Annotated in this window: 18 protein-coding genes; 10 read left to right on the top strand and 8 right to left on the bottom strand. The window is 60.6% G+C overall.

The window, feature by feature from the left end; genetic code table 11:
- Positions 1 to 1,103: glycoside hydrolase family 17 protein (locus tag AC3ZU9_RS27820; RefSeq protein ID WP_490091621.1), on the bottom strand; the 1,103-nt coding region annotated here is incomplete at its 3' end.
- A gap of 217 nt (positions 1,104 to 1,320) precedes the next feature.
- Between AC3ZU9_RS27820 and tcdA the strand changes: the two genes are divergently transcribed.
- The gene (gene tcdA, locus AC3ZU9_RS27815; protein WP_046036662.1) at positions 1,321 to 2,130 is read left to right on the top strand and encodes a tRNA cyclic N6-threonylcarbamoyladenosine(37) synthase TcdA; all 810 of its coding nucleotides are present in this window, start codon (positions 1,321 to 1,323) and stop codon (positions 2,128 to 2,130) included.
- A gap of 116 nt (positions 2,131 to 2,246) precedes the next feature.
- Here tcdA and AC3ZU9_RS27810 read toward each other — a convergent pair whose 3' ends face one another.
- From AC3ZU9_RS27810 to AC3ZU9_RS27795, 4 genes are all read right to left on the bottom strand, one after another.
- Complete coding sequence (locus AC3ZU9_RS27810; protein ID WP_012722587.1) at positions 2,247 to 2,660, bottom strand: SufE family protein; 414 nt, start codon at positions 2,658 to 2,660, stop codon at positions 2,247 to 2,249.
- On the bottom strand, positions 2,657 to 3,862 hold the full coding sequence (locus AC3ZU9_RS27805) for an aminotransferase class V-fold PLP-dependent enzyme (RefSeq protein ID WP_043204901.1): 1,206 nt from the start codon (positions 3,860 to 3,862) through the stop codon (positions 2,657 to 2,659). Before AC3ZU9_RS27805 ends, AC3ZU9_RS27810 begins: the two co-directional genes overlap by 4 nt.
- A gap of 64 nt (positions 3,863 to 3,926) precedes the next feature.
- The gene (dapD, locus tag AC3ZU9_RS27800) at positions 3,927 to 4,961 is read right to left on the bottom strand and encodes a 2,3,4,5-tetrahydropyridine-2,6-dicarboxylate N-succinyltransferase (protein ID WP_012722589.1); all 1,035 of its coding nucleotides are present in this window, start codon (positions 4,959 to 4,961) and stop codon (positions 3,927 to 3,929) included.
- A gap of 32 nt (positions 4,962 to 4,993) precedes the next feature.
- Positions 4,994 to 5,302, bottom strand: coding sequence for an arsenate reductase (locus AC3ZU9_RS27795; protein ID WP_231501198.1), 309 nt, complete (start codon positions 5,300 to 5,302; stop codon positions 4,994 to 4,996).
- Between the two features lie 266 nt (positions 5,303 to 5,568).
- On the opposite strand from AC3ZU9_RS27795, the gene AC3ZU9_RS27790 reads away from it, so the two are divergent.
- Complete coding sequence (locus AC3ZU9_RS27790; RefSeq protein WP_490091620.1) at positions 5,569 to 7,212, top strand: Na+/H+ antiporter; 1,644 nt, start codon at positions 5,569 to 5,571, stop codon at positions 7,210 to 7,212.
- A gap of 15 nt (positions 7,213 to 7,227) precedes the next feature.
- Here AC3ZU9_RS27790 and dapC read toward each other — a convergent pair whose 3' ends face one another.
- The 3 genes from dapC to map all read right to left on the bottom strand — a co-directional run bounded on the left by dapC (position 7,228) and on the right by map (position 12,122).
- Positions 7,228 to 8,424, bottom strand: a complete 1,197-nt coding sequence (gene dapC / locus AC3ZU9_RS27785; RefSeq protein WP_012722592.1) for a succinyldiaminopimelate transaminase — start codon at positions 8,422 to 8,424, stop codon at positions 7,228 to 7,230.
- A gap of 148 nt (positions 8,425 to 8,572) precedes the next feature.
- Positions 8,573 to 11,275, bottom strand: coding sequence for a [protein-PII] uridylyltransferase (locus AC3ZU9_RS27780; RefSeq protein WP_012722593.1), 2,703 nt, complete (start codon positions 11,273 to 11,275; stop codon positions 8,573 to 8,575).
- A gap of 64 nt (positions 11,276 to 11,339) precedes the next feature.
- Complete coding sequence (gene map / locus AC3ZU9_RS27775) at positions 11,340 to 12,122, bottom strand: type I methionyl aminopeptidase (protein WP_012722594.1); 783 nt, start codon at positions 12,120 to 12,122, stop codon at positions 11,340 to 11,342.
- Between the two features lie 387 nt (positions 12,123 to 12,509).
- Between map and rpsB the strand changes: the two genes are divergently transcribed.
- The 8 genes from rpsB (at position 12,510) to rseP (ending at position 19,996) form a co-directional block, all read left to right on the top strand.
- The gene (rpsB, locus tag AC3ZU9_RS27770; protein WP_102061743.1) at positions 12,510 to 13,247 is read left to right on the top strand and encodes a 30S ribosomal protein S2; all 738 of its coding nucleotides are present in this window, start codon (positions 12,510 to 12,512) and stop codon (positions 13,245 to 13,247) included.
- A 203-nt stretch (positions 13,248 to 13,450) separates the two neighbouring features.
- Entirely contained in the window at positions 13,451 to 14,314 is an 864-nt protein-coding gene (gene tsf / locus AC3ZU9_RS27765; RefSeq protein WP_012722595.1) for a translation elongation factor Ts, read from the top strand.
- A gap of 211 nt (positions 14,315 to 14,525) precedes the next feature.
- Entirely contained in the window at positions 14,526 to 15,269 is a 744-nt protein-coding gene (pyrH, locus tag AC3ZU9_RS27760) for a UMP kinase (RefSeq protein ID WP_003172271.1), read from the top strand.
- The gene (frr, locus tag AC3ZU9_RS27755; protein ID WP_012722596.1) at positions 15,266 to 15,823 is read left to right on the top strand and encodes a ribosome recycling factor; all 558 of its coding nucleotides are present in this window, start codon (positions 15,266 to 15,268) and stop codon (positions 15,821 to 15,823) included. Before pyrH ends, frr begins: the two co-directional genes overlap by 4 nt.
- 17 nt (positions 15,824 to 15,840) lie before the next feature.
- On the top strand, positions 15,841 to 16,596 hold the full coding sequence (gene uppS / locus AC3ZU9_RS27750) for a polyprenyl diphosphate synthase (RefSeq protein ID WP_012722597.1): 756 nt from the start codon (positions 15,841 to 15,843) through the stop codon (positions 16,594 to 16,596).
- The gene (locus AC3ZU9_RS27745) at positions 16,597 to 17,403 is read left to right on the top strand and encodes a phosphatidate cytidylyltransferase (protein ID WP_012722598.1); all 807 of its coding nucleotides are present in this window, start codon (positions 16,597 to 16,599) and stop codon (positions 17,401 to 17,403) included.
- Positions 17,400 to 18,590 carry a 1-deoxy-D-xylulose-5-phosphate reductoisomerase gene (ispC, locus tag AC3ZU9_RS27740; RefSeq protein ID WP_012722599.1) on the top strand — a complete coding sequence of 397 codons (1,191 nt, stop codon included), beginning with the start codon at positions 17,400 to 17,402 and terminating at the stop codon, positions 18,588 to 18,590. Before AC3ZU9_RS27745 ends, ispC begins: the two co-directional genes overlap by 4 nt.
- Positions 18,591 to 18,643: 53 nt before the next feature.
- A complete protein-coding gene (gene rseP, locus AC3ZU9_RS27735) occupies positions 18,644 to 19,996 on the top strand; it encodes a sigma E protease regulator RseP (protein WP_012722600.1) in 1,353 nt (450 codons plus the stop codon).
- The last annotated feature ends 47 nt before the right edge of the window (positions 19,997 to 20,043 follow it).

Below are 20,043 nucleotides of genomic sequence, written 5' to 3'. Positions count from 1 at the left end.
CTGTATTGCTGGCTGTAGTCGTAGCCGATCCACACCAGCACCGAACCGCAGAGAAACGCGATAAAGGTCAGGAAGGTGCGGCCACGCTGGCGCAGGGATGAGCCATCGATCATCAGCAGGGTCAGGGACAGCAGCGCGAGCACCACCGAACCGATGGCCAGCACGCGCCATTGCGGAATCGCCACCACCGGCCCGTCAAAGTTGAATTTTTGCTGGCGCGCAGCGTTGTATACACCCCAGTAAGCGCCGGCCGAGCCTTCGTCACTGACTTTCCACGGCTGATCGAACGCCTCGATCACGAAGTAGTTGAAACCCTGGCGATTGAGCTTGTTCACCAGTGTGCGCAGATAAATCGCCTGGTCGGCAGGCGACGTTTCATTGCCACCGCGCATGCGGCCGTTACTCGGCCAGCCCACTTCCGACAGCAGCAACGGCTTTTTCGGGAACAGTTTCTTCAGGTCCCTGGCGCGGTCGAGTACGTACTGGCCGGCCTTGTCCATCGGAATGTATTCCCAGAACGGCAGGATGTGCGCGGCGATCAGGTCGACGTGCTTGGCCAGTTGCGGGTTCTTTTCCCAGATGTGCCATTGCTCGGACGTCGTCACCGGCACTTTCACGGCGGCGCGGACCCTGTCGAGCAGCACAATCAGCGCTTCAGGGGTGATTTCCTCACGGAACAGGGCTTCGTTACCGACCACTACCCGCACCACACTGCGCGAGCTGTTGGCGATTTCGATGGCGCGCTGGATTTCTCGCTCGTTGCGCTCAAGATCCGGGCTGATCCAGATCCCTAGCGTCACACGCAGGCCGAACTCCTCGGCCAGCTTGGGGATATCCCCCAGCGTGCCGTCGACCGAGTAGGTACGGATGTTGTCCGTCAGCTTGCTCATGATCTCGAGGTCGCGACGCATCTGGTCGTCGGTCGGGTACTGGTCTTTCTGTGGGTACTGGCCTTGCTGGAACGGCGAGTAGGAAAAACCGGAGATCTGTTCAGGCCAGTTGGGGGCGGTGACCGGGCGGTTGATCAGCGCCCAGAAACCGCTGAATAGCGCGGCAATTGCCAGCACTATCACTAGGTTAAGTCCAAATTTACGCGATGCCATGGCTATTTCGGGTTCCAAAGGGTGTGGAACGAAAAGAGGTGTCGGCCTACGCCGAACGGCGCGCATCCTACACCGGCCCTTCCCTGACCGTACAGCAAGCCGAGAAAAACCGGACATTGGGCAGCGAAAGTACATCTAAGTTCTTTACTTGTAACTTGTAGCTTAAAACTTGCCGCTGCGTAGCCCATAATGCGCGCCGGTTTTTGGGGTAATGGTCATGAGTACAGAAGATCCGCGGTTTGCAGGCGTCGCCCGCTTGTATGGCATTGAAGGCTTGGAACGCTTGAAAGCGGCCCATGTGGCGATTGTCGGCGTCGGCGGCGTGGGCTCGTGGGCGGCGGAAGCCATGGCCCGTTGCGGGGTGGGCGAGATTTCGCTGTTTGACCTGGATGACGTCTGCGTCAGCAACAGCAACCGCCAGTTGCACGCGCTGGACAGCACCGTCGGTAAACCCAAGGTCGAAGTGATGGCTGAGCGCCTGCGCGCGATCAACCCGGATTGCACGGTGCATGCGGTGGCGGACTTCGTGACCCGCGACACCATGGCCGAGTACATCACCCCCAACATCGACTGCGTGATCGACTGCATCGACGCGGTCAACGCCAAGGCGGCACTGATCGCCTGGTGCAAGCGCCGCAAGATCCAGATCATCACCACCGGCGGCGCGGGCGGGCAGATCGACCCGACGCTGATCCAGGTCTGCGACCTGAACCGTACCTTCAACGACCCGCTGGCGTCGAAAGTGCGCTCCACCTTGCGCCGCGACTATGGTTTCTCCCGCACCGTGACCCGCCATTACAGCGTGCCGTGCGTGTTTTCCACCGAACAACTGCGCTATCCCAAGCCGGATGGCAGCATTTGTTTGCAGAAGAGTTTCGTCGGGGACGGGGTGAAGCTGGACTGCGCCGGTGGGTTTGGCGCGGTGATGATGGTGACGGCCACCTTCGGCATGGTGGCGGCGACCAAGGCAGTGGATAAAATTGTGGCAGGGGTGCGGCGGCCGTCGGAGCGGGTCAAGCCCACTTAAATCTCGGAACCCTACACAATTCAAATGTGGGAGGGGGCTTGCCCCCGATAGCGGTGGATCAGCCAACTTGTTCAGTGACTGACACCCTGCAATCGGGGGCAAGCCCCCTCCCACATTTAGCTTTGTGTATGGCTGAGTTCGCGCATGCGTTGCAGGACCGCGTTGAGGCCATTGCTGCGCGAGGGTGAGAGTTGACGGGAAAGCCCCAATTGATTGAACCAGTCGGGCAGGTCCACGGCCAGTAGCTCGGCAGCAGAAAGCCCATTGACCCGCGCCAGCAGCAATGCGACTAACCCACGAATCATCCGTGCATCGCTGCTGGCGGCGAACTGCCAGTGGCCATCCTGCAAACGCCCCACCAACCACACCAGGCTTTCACAGCCCTGCACCAGGTTGGCCTCGGTCTTATCTTCATCCGCCAATGCTGGCAGCCGCTCGCCCCATTGCATCAGCATCCGCGCGCGCTGCTCCCAACTGCCCACGGCTTGAAAAGCCTCAAGTGCGGCAACGGCCTCTACCGGCAGGCTCATCGCAGCATGTCCAGCGCCTGGTCCAGCGCTTCAAAGAAGCGCTCCAGGTCATCGGAATCGTTATACAGCGCCAGGGACACACGGATCGCCCCCGATAAGTGCATCGCCTTGAGCAGCGGCATTGCGCAGTGATGACCGGCGCGTACGGCAATGCCTTGCTCGGTGAGCAGGTGCGCGAGGTCCGCGTTGTGCACGCCATCGACGACAAAACTGACCAGCGCGACCTGCGGCGACCCCAGCACGCGCACGCCATTGCGCGCTTTGAGGCCACGTAACAGGTAGTCATGCAGCGCCGCCTCATGGGCGACGATCGCGGGCTGGTCCAGCGAACCCAGGTAATCCAGGCTGGCGCCCAGGCCGATCACACTGGCAATCGGCGGGGTGCCCGCCTCGAAACCCAACGGTGCCGGGCGGAAGCTGGCGCTGTGGTAGTCCGCCTGTTGCACCATCTCGCCGCCAAACTGCCAGTGGCGCAGGTGATGCAAGGCTTCGTTGCGCCCGAACAGCACGCCGACGCCATCCGGGCCATACAGCTTATGGCTGGAAAACACATAGAAATCGCAGCCCAAAGCCTGCACGTCGTGACGGCCATGGACGATGCCCTGGGCGCCATCGACCACCGTCAGGGTGCCGTGTGGCTGGGCGAGCGCCAGCAGGGCCTCCAGCGGCTGCCAGGCGCCGAGCACGTTGGACAACTGGCTCACCGCCAGCAGGCGTGTGCGTGGGCCGATCAGCTCGGCGGCGGCCGGCAGGTCGATCACGCCGTCATCGTTCAGCGGCAACACCACCAGCGTGGCGGCGCGACGTTTGGCCAGTTGCTGCCAGGGCAGCAGGTTGGCGTGGTGTTCCAGGGCGCTGATGACAATCTCATCGCCCGCATTGAATAAGTGCTCTAGGCCATAGGCCAAGAGGTTCAGCGCTGAGGTCGCGCCGTGGGTGAAGACGATCTGCCCGCTGTCGCCTGCATTCAACCACTGCGCGACCTTGCTGCGACTGTCTTCGAAGGCTTGCGTCGCATGGGCGCCTGGCAAATGCTGGGCACGGTGCACATTGGCTGCGCCATTGGCGTAGTAATGGCTGATGGCATCCAACAGGGCCTGGGGTTTTTGCGTGGTGGCGGCGTTGTCCAGGTAAGTCTGGTCTTGCCGTTGCAGCGTGGCGATGGCCGGGAAATCGGCGCGCCAGGGGGAGGGCACTAGCATGGTGTTCAAGACTCGTATAAGCGAGCCCCAGGGTCGGGGCCCGCTAGTGGCATCGAGTGGCTGCTTAGTTGTGAGCGTGCAGCGCTTCGTTCAGTTCGATGGCCGATTTGTGGGTTTTGCACTCCACCGCACCGGTCTCCGAGTTGCGGCGGAACAGCAGGTCCGGCTGGCCGGCCAGCTCACGTGCCTTGACCACTTTGACCAGTTGGTTTTGTTCGTCCAGCAGCGCAACCTTCGTGCCGGCAGTGACGTACAAGCCCGACTCCACGGTGTTGCGGTCGCCCAACGGGATACCGATACCGGCGTTGGCGCCGATCAGGCAGCCTTCGCCCACCTTGATCACGATGTTGCCGCCGCCCGACAGGGTGCCCATGGTAGAGCAACCGCCGCCAAGGTCCGAGCCCTTGCCGACGAACACGCCCGCCGATACACGGCCTTCGATCATGCCCGGACCTTCGGTGCCGGCGTTGAAGTTGACGAAGCCTTCGTGCATCACGGTGGTGCCTTCGCCCACGTAGGCGCCCAGGCGGATACGCGCGGCGTCAGCGATACGTACGCCGCTTGGCACGACGTAGTCGGTCATTTTCGGGAACTTGTCCACCGAGAACACTTCCAGCAGCTCGCCGCGCAGGCGGGCCTCCAGCTGGCGCTCGGCCAATTCCGCGATGTCGATCGCGCCCTGGCTGGTCCAGGCCACGTTCGGCAACTGCGGGAACACACCGGCCAGGCTCAGGCCGTGCGGCTTGACCAGGCGGTGGGACAGCAGGTGCAGCTTGAGGTAGGCCTCGGGGGTGGAGGTCAGTGCCGCGTCTTCGGCCAGCACGGTGGCGACCAGCGGGGTGTGGCTTTCAGCCAGGCGGCTCAGCAGCGCGGCTTGGGTGGCATCAACACCTTTGAGCGCGTCTGCCAGTTGCAGGGCCTGGGTGACGGTGAAGGTAATCGCCTGGTTGCCTTCGCTGTAACCGAGGATCGGTGCGATGGCGGCGACAATTTCAGCCGATGGATTGAGCAACGGTTGTGCGTAAAACACTTCCAGCCAAGCACCTTGGCGGTTCTGAGTGCCGACGCCGAAGCCCAGGCTGAACAGGGAATTGGACATGCTGTTACCTCTACAAAATGGAAAGGGCTGGCCTACTTGAGGGCCGCCGAATAACTATCTGGCTTGAAGCCAATCAGGGTTCTGTCACCGAGATCGAGCACTGGGCGCTTGATCATCGAGGGTTGTGCGAGCATCAATTCAATGGCTTTCGACTGATCGAGATCGGCTTTGCGTTCGTCTTCGAGTTTGCGAAAGGTGGTGCCCGCACGGTTCAAAACCACCTGCCAACCGTGCTCGTTGCACCATTGGGTCAAGTGTTCGCGGTCGATACCGGCCGTTTTGTAGTCGTGAAACTCATAGTTGACGCCGTGCTCATCGAGCCAGGTACGCGCCTTTTTCATGGTGTCGCAGGCTTTGATGCCGAAAAGGTGCAACGTTTTGCTTGAAGCGGTCAAGGAATTGCCCCCCTTTGGGCTGCTTAAAACGAAAGATCACGGATTATGCCACGACCAGCGGGTTTGGGTGCCGCTCGTCAGCGCTGTGCGACTTTTGTGCAAAAGCCAGTGCGCGGCATAGCCGCTACCATAGCCGGGTAATATGGCACTTCAACGGCCACTTGTTGCCTGATGTGTGTCGTTGCAAGTCGATTGTCCGGGAAACCTGTTTTATGCAAACCGCCTACACCGTTCTTATCCTGCTGATGCTGGTCAGCGTTTCGCGTCTGGTCGGGCGTATCATCCCTCTGCCGTTACCGCTGGTGCAAATTGCCGCCGGTGCCCTGCTGGCCTGGCCGACGCTGGGGTTGCATGTGGCGTTGGACCCGGAGCTGTTCCTGTTTCTGTTCCTGCCGCCTCTGCTGTTTTCTGATGGCTGGCGCATGCCCAAGCGCGAGTTATGGCGCCTGCGTGGGCCGATCCTGACGCTGGCGGTGGGGCTGGTGCTGTTTACGGTGGTCGGTGCCGGCTACTTCATTCACTGGCTGTTGCCCACGATCCCGTTGCCGGTGGCCTTCGCCCTGGCGGCCGTGTTGTCGCCGACGGACGCCGTGGCGGTGTCGGCCATTGCCCAGAACCGCTTGCCGACACCGCTGATGCATATGCTCCAAGGCGAGGCGCTGATGAACGATGCCTCGGGCCTGGTGACCTTCAAGTTCGCCCTGGCGGCGGCGCTGACCGGGGTGTTTTCCCTGGCCGATGCGAGCCTGACCTTTGTCCTGGTGGCGGTCGGCGGCCTGGCTGTCGGTGTGGCGCTCAGCTGGCTGGTCGGCCGTCTGCGCGCCTGGATGATTGCGCGGAGCTGGGATGATCCGGCCACCCACGTGGTCTTCATGTTGCTGCTGCCGTTTGCGGCCTATGTGCTGGCCGAACGCCTGGGCGCATCGGGCATCCTGTCGGCGGTGGCGGCGGGCATGATGCAAAGCTGGCTCGACCTGCTGCCACGCCAGACCAGTACGCGCTTGCTCAATCGCAGCGTGTGGTCGTTGTTGGAGTTTGCCTTCAACGGCCTGATTTTCCTGCTGCTGGGCCTGCAGCTGCCGGACATCATCAAGGCCGTGGTCAGTCATGAGCCGACGCTGTGGCCCACGCTGTTTTATCGCTGCCTGGATGTGATCGCGATCTTCCTGGTGCTGGTGGTGCTGCGGTTTATCTGGGTGCAGAGCATCTGGCGGCTGTCGGGTTTATTGCGGCGGTTACGTGGGAAAAGCGAGCTGACCCTGGTGCCCACAGCCCGCTCCTGCTGGCTGTTGACGGTGGGGGGTGTGCGCGGTGCGGTCACTCTGGCCGGTGTGATGTCGGTGCCCTTGCTGTTGGCGCCGGGCCAGGATTTCCCCGAGCGTGACCTGCTGATCTTCATCGCCGCCGGGGTGATCCTCCTGTCGTTGATCGCCGCTTGCATCGCATTGCCGCTGTTGTTGCGCGGCATTGAGAAAAGCCCGGATGAGAAGCGTCATAACGAAGTCCGCGAAGCCTGGAAGAAAACAGCCGTTGCCGCGATTCATGCCCTGGAGGCCGAGGAGCCCGTTGAAACGGAAACCCAGGACGCTGCCCAAGCCGCACTCGCCGCCGAGTTGAAGGCACGGTTGATGTCGGAGTATCGCCATCAACTGGACGTGTTCAACGACTCGGCGGAAGCCCAGGCGCTGGCGCGGCAAATGGATCTGCTTGAGCGAAAGCTGCGTCTCAAGGCGCTGCGGGCGCAGCGCTTGGAGTTGTATAGCTTGAGCCGTCATCACCAGATTGGTGATGACGTCTTGAGGGAGGTATTGGCGGAGTTGGATATGAGTGAGGCGAATCTGGGACATCTGAAATGACCCGTCAGGCGCTTATCAGCGCCGCTGAATGAAATCCCGAATCCGCTCAGCTGCTTCCACGCATTCCCCCAGCGGCGCAACCAAGGCCAGGCGCACGCGCCCCGCGCCTGGATTGACACCGTCCACCTCCCGCGACAGGTACGAGCCCGGCACCACTGTCACGTGTTCTTCGACGAACAAGTCGCGGCAGAAGGCCGCATCGTCGCCCTTTACCTTTGGCCACAGGTAGAACCCGCCATCCGGGCTTTGTACGTCCAGCACCGGCTTGAGGATCGCCAGTACGGCGTCGAATTTTTCCCGGTACAGGTCACGATTGGCCTGCACGTGGGCTTCATCTTGCCAGGCCGCGATGCTGGCCAGCTGGGTTTGCACCGGCATCGCGCAGCCGTGGTAGGTGCGGTACAGCAGGAACCCCTTGAGGATGTCGGCGTCGCCGGCCACGAACCCGGAGCGCAGGCCTGGCAGGTTGGAGCGCTTGGACAGGCTGTGGAACACCACGCAACGCTTGAAGTCCTGGCGGCCCAGCTCGACGCAGGCGCTGAGCAGGCCCGGTGGCGGGGTTTGCTCGTCGAAGTACAGCTCGCTGTAGCACTCGTCGGCGGCAATAACGAAGTCGTATTCGTCGGCCAGGGCGATGAGTTTTTTCAGGGTGTCGACCGGGATCAACGCGCCGGTCGGGTTGCCGGGGGAGCACAGGAACAGGATCTGGCAGCGTTTCCAGATGTCCGGCGTCACGGCGTCGAAATCCGGGTTAAAGCCATTGGCATCCAGGCAAGGCAGGTAATGCGGCTTGGCCCCGGCCAGGAACGCGGCGCCTTCGTAGATCTGGTAGAACGGGTTCGGGCTGACCACCAGCGCGTCGTCACCGCGATTGACCACGGTCTGGGTGAAGGCGAACAGCGCCTCGCGGGTGCCGTTGACCGGCAGGATATTGCGCGCCGGGTCGAGCCAGCCCTTGGGCACGTCAAAGCGGCGTTCGCACCAGGCGCCGATGGCCTCGCGCAGGGCCGGGATGCCCAGGGTGGTGGGGTACACCGCCATTTGATCGAGGTTGTTGCTCAGCGCTTCGGCGACAAACGTCGGGGACTTATGCTTGGGCTCACCGATGGATAGCGCGATAGGGCGTTTGTCCGGGTTCGGCGTGACGCTGCCGAGCAGGGCGCGCAGTTTCTCGAACGGATAAGGCTGCAGCTGGTTCAGGGCGTTGTTCATGAGGGCCTCGATCAGGATGAGGACGGCTTTTTGTGGGCGCTGGCTTGCCTGCGATGCGTGCACTCGGTGTATCAGCCATACCGAGTCGATGCCATCGCAGGCCAGCCAGCTCCCACAGGGACCGTGCCCACTGGGACGTTAAATTAATTCAAATGGTCAGTCTGGTCAGCTCGACGCCAGGTTCCTGGGTCACGCTCAATTGCTGGACGATAGCGTCCTGCAGGCGGCGACACAGTTCCGGGTCGGACAGCGGCTGGTTATCGGCATCGGTAATGAAGAACACGTCTTCCACCCGCTCGCCCAAGGTCGCAATCTTGGCATTCTGTAGTGACAAATCGAACTCCAGGAAAATCCCGCCGATCCGCGCCAGCAGGCCAGGGCGGTCCGGTGCGCTGAGCTCCAGCACGGTTACCGGGCGCTGGGCGTCGTTGGAAATGGTCACTTGGGGCGCAAACGCAAAGTGCTTGAGCTGGCGCGGGACCCGGCGCTGGATGATGGTCGGGTAGTCGTCCGGGTTGCGCAGGGCCTCGGTCAGGCCTTCGCGGATCTTCTTCACCCGCACCGGGTTATCGCCGATGGATTCGCCTTCGGTGTCGAGCACGATGTAGGTGTCGAGGGTGAACTGGCTGCTGGAGGTGATGACCCGAGCGTCATGGATGTTCAGGTTGAGTTGGTCCATGGCCGCCACGGTCACGGCGAAGAAGTCGTGCTGGTCGGGGGCATAGATGAAGATCTGCGTGCCGCCTTCGAATTCGCGCTGGGTGGTTTCCTTGATCAGCACCAGCGGGCCGCCATCGGCGGGCTGTTGCAGGATCGCGTCACTGTGCCAGGCCACGTCGCCGGCGGTGTGGCGCAGGAAGTAGTCGTCACCCAGTTGCGACCACAGTTGCTCGACATCATCCGGGTCGTTGCCGCCGCGAACGAGGATATCCAGGGCAGCGCTCTGGGTGCGGCGGATCTGCTCTTCGCGGTCCACTGGGTTTTCCAGGCCGCGGCGCAGGGCACGCTTGGTCTCGGTGTAGAGCTGGCGCAGCAGGCTGGCGCGCCACGAGTTCCATAACGTCGGGTTGGTAGCGTTGATGTCGGAAACGGTCAGTACGTACAGGTAGTCCAGGCGTGTTTCATCCTCGACTATTCCGGCGAAGTCATGGATCACCTGCGGGTCGGACAAGTCCTTGCGCTGGGCGGTAGTCGACATCACCAGGTGGTTTTGCACCAGCCAGACGATCAGGCGGCTGTCCCACAGCGGCAGTTGGTGACGTTGGCAGAACGCTTCAGCGTCGACCGCGCCGATCTCTGAGTGGTCGCCATGCCGGCCTTTGCCGATATCGTGGTAGAGGCCGGCGAGGTAGATCAGCTCGGGCTTGGGCAGCTTGGCCATGAGTTTGCTGGCCAGCGGGAATTTCTCTGACACCTGGGTGTACTGCAGCTTACGCAGGTGTTTGATCAGGTTCAGGGTGTGGGCGTCCACGGTATAGATGTGGAACAGGTCGTGCTGCATCTGCCCGACGATAAAACCGAACTCCGGCAAGTAGCGCCCGAGGATGCCGTAACGGTTCATGCGCCGCAGGTTGCGGTGGATGCCGATCTTGCACTTGAACAGCTCGATGAACAGGCTGGTGTTACGGATATCGTTGCGGAAATCGTCGTCGATCAGGTGACGGTTTTCCCGCAGCAGGCGGATGGTGTCGGCGCGCACGCCTTTGATTTCCGGCTGCTGGGCCATCAGCACGAAGATCTCCAGCATGGCGAACGGTGTGCGGCGGAATACATTGTCGTTGCGCGCCTCGATATAACCGTCGTGCAACTGGAAGCGCGAATTGATCGGTTGCGGCGGCGCCTCGTCTTCGGGGGCCAGGATCACTTCTTCGAAGTGCTGGATGATCAGGTCGCTGAGCTGGGCAATGCTCATGACCACCCGGTAGTACTGCTGCATGAAGCTTTCGATGCTGGTCTTCGCGTCTTCGCCCTCAAAGCCCAGCAGGGTGGCGATGGAGCGCTGGTGGTCGAACAGCAGGCGGTCTTCGGAGCGCCCGGCGAGCATGTGCAGGGCGTAGCGCACTTTCCAGAGGAACTCTTGGGACGAGGCCAGCAGGGCGTTTTCGCTCTCCACCAGGAAGCCTTCGCCAGCCAGGGCGCGAAGGTTCAGGGTGCCGTACTGGCGACGCGCTACCCACAGAATCGTCTGGATATCCCGCAGCCCGCCCGGCGAGCCCTTGACGTTGGGTTCCAGGTTGTATTCGGTGTCGTTGTATTTGTGGTGCCGGGCCTTTTGCTCGGCACGCTTGGCCAGGAAGAAGTCTTTGCTCGGCCACATGTGTGCAGTGCTGGTCACTTCAAGCATGCGCTGGCGCAGGCGCTCGGGGCCGGCGATGGTACGGCTTTCCATCAGGTTAGTGATCACCGTGAGGTCGGCACGGGCTTCTTCGGCGCATTCATCCACCGAGCGCACGCTCTGGCCGACTTCCAGGCCGATGTCCCACAGCAACGTCAGAAAACGCTCGATGGAATCGCGAAAGATCTCATGATCGGCGCTGTCCAGCAGGATCAGCAGGTCGATGTCGGAGTAGGGGTGCAACTCACCACGGCCGTAGCCGCCGACCGCCACCAGGGCGATGTCGGCGTCTTCGCTCCAACTGAACTGTTCCCAGGCCTTTTGCAGGATGTTATCGACGAACCAGGCGCGGTCCTCGATCAGCCGGCGGATATCCCGGCCACTGCGAAAGCGCCCATCGAGCACCTCGCGGGCCTGGCGGATAGCTTTCTTGAACGCAGCGATAGGGCTCGCCTTCAGGGCCAGTTCGGCCTGGAACTGGCCGCGGTCGAAGAGTTCGGGATCCACCTGGGGCATCGATCGGCTTTCCTTTCTATCTATCAGTCAGTCACAACACGGTTGGGGAAAACCTGGGTGATCCTTACGCGGAAACGCGCGGGATCGTGTCGTCCGCACGCAGGGTGAAGATCTCGTAGCCGGTTTCGGTGACCAGCAGGGTGTGTTCCCACTGGGCCGAGAGCTTGCGGTCCTTGGTGATGGCGGTCCAGCCGTCGCCCAGTACCTTGGTGTCGGCCTTGCCCTGGTTGATCATCGGTTCGATGGTGAAGGTCATGCCTGCCTTGAGTTCCATGCCGGTGCCGGCACGGCCGTAGTGCAGGATCTGTGGCTCTTCGTGGAAGACGGTGCCGATGCCGTGGCCGCAGAATTCGCGCACCACCGAGAAACCGTTCTTTTCCGCGTGCTTCTGGATCACTTCGCCGATGTCGCCCAGGCGGCAGCCGGGCTTGACGATTTCGATGGCCTTGTACATGCACTCCTGGGTGACCTGCGACAGGCGCTCGGCCCAGACCGGTACAGTGCCGACGTGGAACATGCGGCTGGTGTCGCCGAAATAGCGGTCTTTGATGACGGTGACGTCGATGTTCAGGGTGTCGCCGTCCTTCAACGGCTTGTCACCCGGAATCCCGTGGCAGACCACGTGATTGACCGAGGTGCAGATCGACTTGGGGAAGCCTTTGTAGTTCAGCGGCGCAGGAATGGCGCCCTGCACATTGACGATATAGTCATGGCAGATCTGGTTCAGGGTTTCGGTGGTAACGCCAGGCTTGACGTGCTCGGCGATCATTTCCAGCACGTCGGCAGCCAGTTTGCCGGCGATGCGCATGCCAGCGATGTCTTCGGCGGTTTTCAAGCTAACGGTCATACAGGCTCTCTCTAGCGCGACGCGCTGAAATCAATACGGTTTACGGGCGTGCGACAAAAGGTTACAGAATTCGCACAAGCCTCAAAAAACGCGATTCTAACAGACCATGGCGTCAAATCATGAGCCTCTGATGATCGCTTCTCTCTATAAGGTGGGGGGTTGTTGGCTCTATTCAAAGGGTTGCATGAAAGAGGCTCGCGGCAAATGTGATTGCGGGTTCCGTTTTCGCCCTTGCTGTGGTATAAAATGCGCCGCTTTCCGGGGATACCCCGCAAAGCTTAAATCCACACACGTGTCGACACGATGACCTGGGTGCCGGAGGCCTTGATGCCGCTGGTTGGTCATTGGGATACGTGGAGGCCAAACCCGACTTATTAAGGAACTATCATGTCCCAAGTCAACATGCGCGATATGCTGAAGGCCGGTGTGCACTTCGGTCACCAGACCCGTTACTGGAACCCGAAAATGGGTAAATACATTTTCGGCGCGCGTAACAAGATCCACATTATCAACCTTGAAAAAACCCTGCCGATGTTCAACGAAGCACTGACTTTCGTAGAGCGCCTGGCCCAGGGCAAAAACAAGATCCTGTTCGTCGGCACCAAGCGTTCCGCTGGCAAGATCGTTGCTGAAGAAGCAGCACGTTGCGGTTCGCCGTACGTCGATCACCGCTGGTTGGGCGGCATGCTGACCAACTTCAAAACCATCCGTGCTTCCATCAAGCGTCTGCGTGACCTTGAAGTGCAAGCCGAAGACGGTACTTTCGCCAAGCTGACCAAGAAAGAAGCGCTGATGCGCTCCCGTGACCTGGAAAAGCTCGATCGTTCCCTGGGTGGTATCAAGGACATGGGCGGTCTGCCTGACGCACTGTTCGTTATCGACGTTGATCACGAGCGCATCGCGATCACCGAAGCCAACAAGCTGGGCATCCCGGTTATCGGCGTAGTCGATACCAACAGCAGCCCGGAAGGCGTTGACTACATCATCCCAGGCAACGATGACGCAATCCGCGCTATCCAGCTGTACATGGGTTCGATGGCTGACGCTGTAATCCGTGGTCGCAACCACGTTGCTGGTGGTGCCGAGCAGTTCGTTGAAGAAGCTCCGGTAGCTGCCGCTGAGTAATTGACGCCCTGGCGTTGACTCAGTAAGCAAAAAGGGGGCTTGGCCCCCTTTTTGCCACCTCGAAAACCATTTGTCGGCTCCCACTTGTGGCAGCGCAACCTAGCGACTGTAACGTGCAGCAGCCTACAAGGGTTATTCGGGAAGAATTGATCGCCCGTTTGATCGGGTGGAATGGTTGAAAACCTATCCAAGAGGATTTTGAAATGGCAGAGATTACTGCAGCGTTGGTTAAAGAACTGCGTGAGCGTACCGGCGAAGGCATGATGGATTGCAAAAAGGCCTTGACCAAGGCCGGCGGCGACATCGAAAAAGCCATCGACGACATGCGTGCCTCCGGCGCCATCAAGGCTGCCAAGAAAGCAGGCAACGTAGCTGCTGAAGGCGCAATCGCTCTGAAAGAAGACGGTAAGTCCGCTGTTCTGCTGGAAGTGAACTCGCAGACCGACTTCCTGGCTCTGCAGGACGACTTCAAGGCATTCGTTGCTGCCAGCGTTGAAAAAGCATTCGCTGACAAGCTGACTGACGCCGCTCCGCTGATCGAAGCTCAAGAAGCTGATCGCCTGGTACTGGTCGGCAAGGTTGGCGAAAACGTCAACATCCGTCGCCTGGTTCGCGTTGAAGGTGATGTTGTCGGCGGTTACCTGCACGGCAACAAAATCGGTGTAGCGGTTGTTCTGAAAGGCGGCAACGTTGAGCTGGCCAAAGACATCGCTATGCACGTAGCGGCCAGCAACCCTGAGTTCCTGCTGCCATCGGAAGTGTCTGCTGACGCAATCGAACGTGAAAAAGCGGTGTTCCTGAGCCTCAACGCTGACAAAATCGCTGGCAAGCCAGAGAACATCGTTGAAAACATGATCAAGGGCCGTATCAGCAAGTTCCTGGCTGAAGCAAGCCTGGTTGAGCAGGCGTTCGTCAAGAACCCTGAAATCAAGGTCGGCGAACTGGCCAAGAAAGCCGGTGCTGAAATCGTTTCCTTTACTTACTTCAAAGTAGGCGAAGGCATCGAGAAGCCGGTCGACAACTTCGCTGAAGAAGTTGCTGCCCAGCTGGCTGCCGCCAAGCAATAAGACAGTCTTCAACTGTCGCCCGAAAGAGGCTGCCCGCTCACGCGCGCAGCCTCTTTTCAAATGGGAAGGTCGATTTTATTTGGCTTCCCCTCGGAACTGGCTTACAAAGCCGTGTTCCGATGGCGCTGTGACAGCGTCCAGCTAGAGTGAACGCAAGCCGTAAAACGGCTCGCCAAGAATTTTTAAAAATACGCCGCAGGAGAGATTCGCAATGGCTCAGCAGGGCAGTGGTTATCAGGCTCGCTATAAACGCATTCTACTCAAGCTTAGCGGCGAGGCCCTGATGGGCTCGGAAGAGTTCGGGATCGATCCCAAAGTACTCGACCGCATGGCGCTGGAAGTCGGCCAACTGGTCGGTATCGGCGTACAGGTCGGCCTGGTGATCGGCGGCGGTAACCTGTTTCGCGGCGCGGCACTGAGTGCGGCCGGCATGGACCGGGTCACCGGCGATCACATGGGCATGCTGGCCACTGTGATGAACGCCCTGGCCATGCGCGACGCCCTGGAGCGCGCTAATATCTCGGCTATCGTGATGTCGGCTATTTCCATGGTCGGCGTGACCGATCACTATGACCGCCGCAAAGCCATGCGCCACCTGAACGCCAAGGAAGTGGTGATCTTCGCCGCCGGCACGGGTAACCCGTTCTTCACCACCGACTCGGCAGCGTGCCTGCGCGCCATCGAGATTGATGCTGACGTGGTGCTCAAGGCGACCAAGGTAGACGGCGTTTACACCGCAGACCCATTCAAAGACCCGCATGCCGAGAAGTTCGATCATCTGACCTACGATGAAGTCCTGGATCGCAAGCTGGGCGTGATGGACCTGACGGCTATTTGCCTGTGCCGCGACCACAAGATGCCGCTGCGCGTATTTAACATGAACAAGCCCGGCGCCCTGCTGAACATCGTACACGGCGGCGCAGAAGGGACTCTGATCGAGGAAGGCCAACAATGATCAACGAAATCAAGAAAGACGCCCAGGCGCGTATGCAGAAATCCCTGGAATCGCTGAGCCATGCATTCGGCCAGATCCGTACCGGCAAGGCGCACCCGAGTATCCTGGGCAGCGTAATGGTGCCTTACTACGGTTCTGATACCCCTATCAGCAGCGTTGCCAACATTACCGTTAAAGATTCGCGCACCCTGCAAGTCGTGGCCTTCGAGCGCAACATGCTCGGTGCCGTCGACAAGGCCATCCAGAGCGCTGGCCTGAACCTCAACCCAACCAACCTGGGTGAGTTGCTGCTGATCTCCATGCCGGCCCTGACTGAAGAAACCCGTAAGGGCTTCACCAAGCAGGCGCGCAGCGCTGCCGAAGATGCGCGCGTCGCCGTGCGTAACATCCGTCGCGATGCCCTGGGTGACCTGAAGAAACTGGTCAAGGACAAGGAAATCAGCGAAGACGAAGAGCGTCGTGCCACTGCTGATATCGATAAGCTGACCAAGGATGCCGAGGCCCAGATCACTAAGGCCACGGAAGAAAAAGAAAAGGACCTGATGGCCGTATAAGGGGTCAGGACGCCTTCATGGAAAAGACCAAGCAGACTGTGCCCTCTGTGGTGCCGCGCCATGTCGCGATCATCATGGATGGGAATAATCGCTGGGCGAAGAAACGCTTTATGCCGGGTGTGGCCGGGCATAAAGCGGGTGTCGATGCGGTGCGGGCGGTGATCGAGGTATGCGCCGAAGCCAAGGTCGAAGTGTTGACCTTGTTCGCGTTCTCCAGTGAAAACTGGCAGCGGCCCGCCGAAGAAGTCAGCGCCTTGATGGACTTGTTCTTCCGGGCGTTGCGTCGTGAGGCCAAGCGCCTCAATGACAACAACATCTGTCTGCGCATCATTGGTGATCGCTCGCGCTTCCATCCGGAATTGCAGGCGGCCATGCGCGAAGCTGAGGCCATTACTGCCGGCGCCAACCGTTTTGTGCTGCAGATCGCAGCCAACTACGGTGGCCAGTGGGATATCGCCCAGGCCGCGCAGCGGCTGGCCCGCGAAGTGCAGGCCGGTCATCTGCGACCCGACGACATCACGCCCGAACTCTTGCAAACCTGCCTGGTGACCGGTGACCTGCCGTTGCCTGACTTGTGCATCCGTACCGGTGGTGAGCACCGCATCAGTAATTTCCTGTTGTGGCAGCTGGCCTACACCGAGCTGTACTTCTCCGACCTGTTCTGGCCGGACTTCAAACACGATGCCATGCGTACTGCGCTGGCCGATTTCGCTTCCCGTCAGCGTCGCTTCGGTAAAACGAGTGAGCAGATCGAAGCTGGAGCCCGGGTTTAAATGCTTAAACAACGAATCATCACAGCACTGATCCTGTTGCCGATCGCCTTGTGTGGGTTTTTCCTGCTCGAGGGTTCCGGCTTTGCGCTGTTTATCGGCCTGGTCGTCACCCTGGGTGCCTGGGAATGGGCGCGCCTGGCAGGTTTCAATGCACAGTTGCCGCGGGTGGCCTATGCCGCCGTGGTGGCCGCCTTGGCGTTTCTCTTGTACATCCTGCCCGACATTGCACCTTGGGTGTTGGGTGCGGCAGTACTGTGGTGGGCGCTGGCGACATTCCTGGTGTTGACTTACCCGCGCACCAGCAGTCAATGGTCGAGCGTGGCCTGCAAGTTGGTGATTGGTTTATTGATCCTGCTGCCGGCGTGGCAGGGGCTGATTGAGATCAAGCGTTACCCGATGGGTAACTGGCTGATCCTGGCGGTCATGGTGCTGGTCTGGGGGGCGGATATCGGTGCCTACTTCTCCGGTCGGGCCTTTGGCAAGCGCAAGCTGGCACCGGCGGTCAGTCCGGGCAAGAGCTGGGAGGGTGTATACGGTGGTTTGGCGTTGACGCTGGTGATCGCACTGGTCGTCGGTGTTGTGCGTGGCTGGGCGGTGAAGGACATCTTCCTGGCGCTGGTGGCTACAGCCATTGTCGTGTTTATCTCGGTGGTGGGTGACCTCACCGAAAGCATGTTCAAGCGCCAGGCCGGGATCAAGGACAGCAGCAACCTGCTGCCGGGTCACGGCGGTGTGCTGGACCGCATCGACAGCCTGACCGCTGCCATTCCGATCTTTGCCGTGCTGTTGTGGATGACGGCGTCGTGAGCCGCCTGCAACAAGTGACCGTGCTGGGTGCAACCGGCTCGGTAGGGTTGAGCAGCCTGGATGTGATTGCGCGCCATCCTGATCGCTACCAGGTTTTCGCCCTCACCGGGTTTACCCGCATGAGCGAGCTGCTGGCCTTGTGCGTACGCCATGCGCCGCGATTTGCGGTAGTGCCTGAAGCCGCTGCGGCGCGGACGCTGCAGGATGACCTGCGGGCTGCCGGGCTTGCGACTCAGGTGTTGGTCGGGGAGGAGGGGCTGTGCCAAGTCTCGGCCGACGCCGAAGTTGACACGGTGGTCGCCGCCATTGTCGGTGCTGCGGGGTTGCGTCCAACCCTGGCGGCCGTCGACGCTGGCAAGAAGATCCTGTTGGCCAATAAAGAAGCGCTGGTCATGTCCGGCGCGCTCTTCATGCAGGCGGTGCGCAAAAGTGGCGCGGTACTGCTGCCACTCGATAGCGAACACAATGCGATCTTCCAGTGCATGCCCGGCGACTATGCCCGTGGCCTGAGTCAGGTGGGTGTGCGTCGGATCCTGCTGACCGCCTCCGGAGGGCCGTTCCGGAAAACCCCGCTCGCGGAGCTGGAACAGGTGTCGCCCGACCAGGCGTGCGCTCATCCGAACTGGTCCATGGGGCGCAAAATCTCTGTGGATTCGGCGAGCATGATGAACAAGGGGTTGGAACTGATCGAGGCGTGCTGGCTGTTCGATGCGCGGCCTGACCAGGTCGAGGTGGTGATTCACCCGCAAAGTGTGATTCATTCCCTGGTCGACTACGTGGACGGTTCGGTCCTGGCGCAGTTGGGCAACCCCGATATGCGCACCCCGATCGCCAATGCCCTGGCCTGGCCCGAGCGGATCGATTCCGGCGTGGCGCCTTTGGATCTGTTTGCCGTGGCTCGTCTGGACTTCGAAGCGCCCGACGAGCAGCGCTTTCCGTGCCTGCGCCTTGCCCGGCAAGCTGCCGAAGCGGGCAATAGCGCGCCGGCGATGCTGAATGCGGCCAATGAGGTGGCGGTGGCGGCGTTTCTCGAACGGCGCATCCGCTTTCCGCAGATCGCGAGTATCATCGAGGACGTCCTGGCGCTTGAGCCTGTTGTGACGGTGAGCGATCTGGGGGCAGTATTCGAGGCCGATACCAAGGCCCGGGCCCTGGCGGAACAATGGTTGAACCGCAACGTGCGTTAGCCTGTGGGCAGGTTTGAGCCTTGAGGCACTGGATAGGAATGCGGAGAACTTAGATGAGTGCGCTTTACATGATTGTCGGCACCCTGGTTGCTCTGGGTGTGCTGGTTACCTTCCACGAATTCGGCCACTTCTGGGTGGCGCGTCGTTGCGGCGTCAAGGTATTGCGCTTTTCCGTCGGTTTCGGCATGCCGCTGTTGCGCTGGCACGACCGCCGTGGCACCGAGTTCGTGATCGCGGCTATCCCGTTGGGTGGCTACGTCAAGATGCTCGATGAGCGCGAAGGTGAAGTGCCGGCAGACCAACTGGACCAATCTTTCAATCGCAAGACCGTTCGTCAGCGTATCGCCATTGTTGCCGCCGGTCCGATCGCCAACTTCCTGTTGGCGATGGTGTTCTTCTGGGTCTTGGCCATGCTGGGCAGCCAGCAGGTGCGTCCGGTCATCGGCGCGGTCGAGTCGGACAGTATCGCCGCCAAGGCTGGGTTGGTTGCTGGGCAAGAAATTGTTTCCATTGATGGCGAACCCACCACGGGGTGGGGCGCGGTCAATTTGCAGTTGGTGCGTCGCCTGGGTGAAAGCGGCACCGTCAACGTGGTGGTGCGCGAGCAGGATTCCACCACCGAAACCCCGCGCGAGCTGGCTCTTGACCACTGGCTAAAGGGTGCTGATGAGCCTGATCCGATCAAGTCTCTGGGCATACGGCCCTGGCGTCCGGCCTTGCCGCCGGTGCTCGCGGAGCTGGACCCGAAAGGCCCGGCCCAGGCTGCAGGCCTGAAAACGGGCGACCGCTTGTTGGCCCTCGATGGCCAGTCGCTGGGTGACTGGCAGCAAGTGGTTGACTTGGTGCGTGTACGTCCTGAAACCAAAATTGTGCTGAAAGTTGAGCGCGATGGTGCTCAAATCGACGTCCCTGTGACGCTGTCGGTTCGCGGGGAAGCCAAGGCGGCCGGGGGTTACCTGGGTGCCGGGGTCAAAGGTGTCGATTGGCCGCCATCGATGGTGCGCGAAGTCAGCTTCGGGCCGTTGGCTGCCATTGGCGAGGGAGCAAAACGCACTTGGACCATGAGTGTACTGACCCTCGAATCGCTCAAGAAAATGTTGTTCGGCGAGCTCTCGGTAAAAAACTTGAGTGGGCCGATAACCATTGCTAAAGTGGCGGGCGCTTCTGCCCAGTCGGGTGTCGCGGATTTCTTGAATTTCCTGGCTTATCTGAGTATCAGCCTGGGTGTTCTGAATTTGCTGCCCATTCCGGTATTGGATGGGGGGCATCTGTTGTTTTATCTGGTCGAGTGGGCGCGTGGTCGCCCCTTGTCGGATCGGGTGCAGGGTTGGGGGATACAGATCGGTATCAGTTTGGTGGTCGGGGTGATGTTATTAGCCTTGGTCAACGATCTGGGTCGACTGTAACGCTTCGCTGAATTGCGAATCTGCCGCATTTTGCGGCAGTTTGTTTA

Source organism: Pseudomonas sp. A39 (assembly GCF_058145955.1).
This window is presented reverse-complemented; position numbering and strand designations above follow the sequence as displayed.

Coding starts and splice junctions, on each gene's coding strand:
- tcdA (WP_046036662.1), top strand. CDS start 1,321: ATGAGTACAGAAGATCCGCGGTTTGCAGGCGTCGCCCGCTTGTATGGC.
- AC3ZU9_RS27810 (WP_012722587.1), bottom strand. CDS start 2,660: ATGAGCCTGCCGGTAGAGGCCGTTGCCGCACTTGAGGCTTTTCAAGCC.
- AC3ZU9_RS27805 (WP_043204901.1), bottom strand. CDS start 3,862: ATGCTAGTGCCCTCCCCCTGGCGCGCCGATTTCCCGGCCATCGCCACG.
- dapD (WP_012722589.1), bottom strand. CDS start 4,961: ATGTCCAATTCCCTGTTCAGCCTGGGCTTCGGCGTCGGCACTCAGAAC.
- AC3ZU9_RS27795 (WP_231501198.1), bottom strand. CDS start 5,302: ATGAAAAAGGCGCGTACCTGGCTCGATGAGCACGGCGTCAACTATGAG.
- AC3ZU9_RS27790 (WP_490091620.1), top strand. CDS start 5,569: ATGCAAACCGCCTACACCGTTCTTATCCTGCTGATGCTGGTCAGCGTT.
- dapC (WP_012722592.1), bottom strand. CDS start 8,424: ATGAACAACGCCCTGAACCAGCTGCAGCCTTATCCGTTCGAGAAACTG.
- AC3ZU9_RS27780 (WP_012722593.1), bottom strand. CDS start 11,275: ATGCCCCAGGTGGATCCCGAACTCTTCGACCGCGGCCAGTTCCAGGCC.
- map (WP_012722594.1), bottom strand. CDS start 12,122: ATGACCGTTAGCTTGAAAACCGCCGAAGACATCGCTGGCATGCGCATC.
- rpsB (WP_102061743.1), top strand. CDS start 12,510: ATGTCCCAAGTCAACATGCGCGATATGCTGAAGGCCGGTGTGCACTTC.
- tsf (WP_012722595.1), top strand. CDS start 13,451: ATGGCAGAGATTACTGCAGCGTTGGTTAAAGAACTGCGTGAGCGTACC.
- pyrH (WP_003172271.1), top strand. CDS start 14,526: ATGGCTCAGCAGGGCAGTGGTTATCAGGCTCGCTATAAACGCATTCTA.
- frr (WP_012722596.1), top strand. CDS start 15,266: ATGATCAACGAAATCAAGAAAGACGCCCAGGCGCGTATGCAGAAATCC.
- uppS (WP_012722597.1), top strand. CDS start 15,841: ATGGAAAAGACCAAGCAGACTGTGCCCTCTGTGGTGCCGCGCCATGTC.
- AC3ZU9_RS27745 (WP_012722598.1), top strand. CDS start 16,597: ATGCTTAAACAACGAATCATCACAGCACTGATCCTGTTGCCGATCGCC.
- rseP (WP_012722600.1), top strand. CDS start 18,644: ATGAGTGCGCTTTACATGATTGTCGGCACCCTGGTTGCTCTGGGTGTG.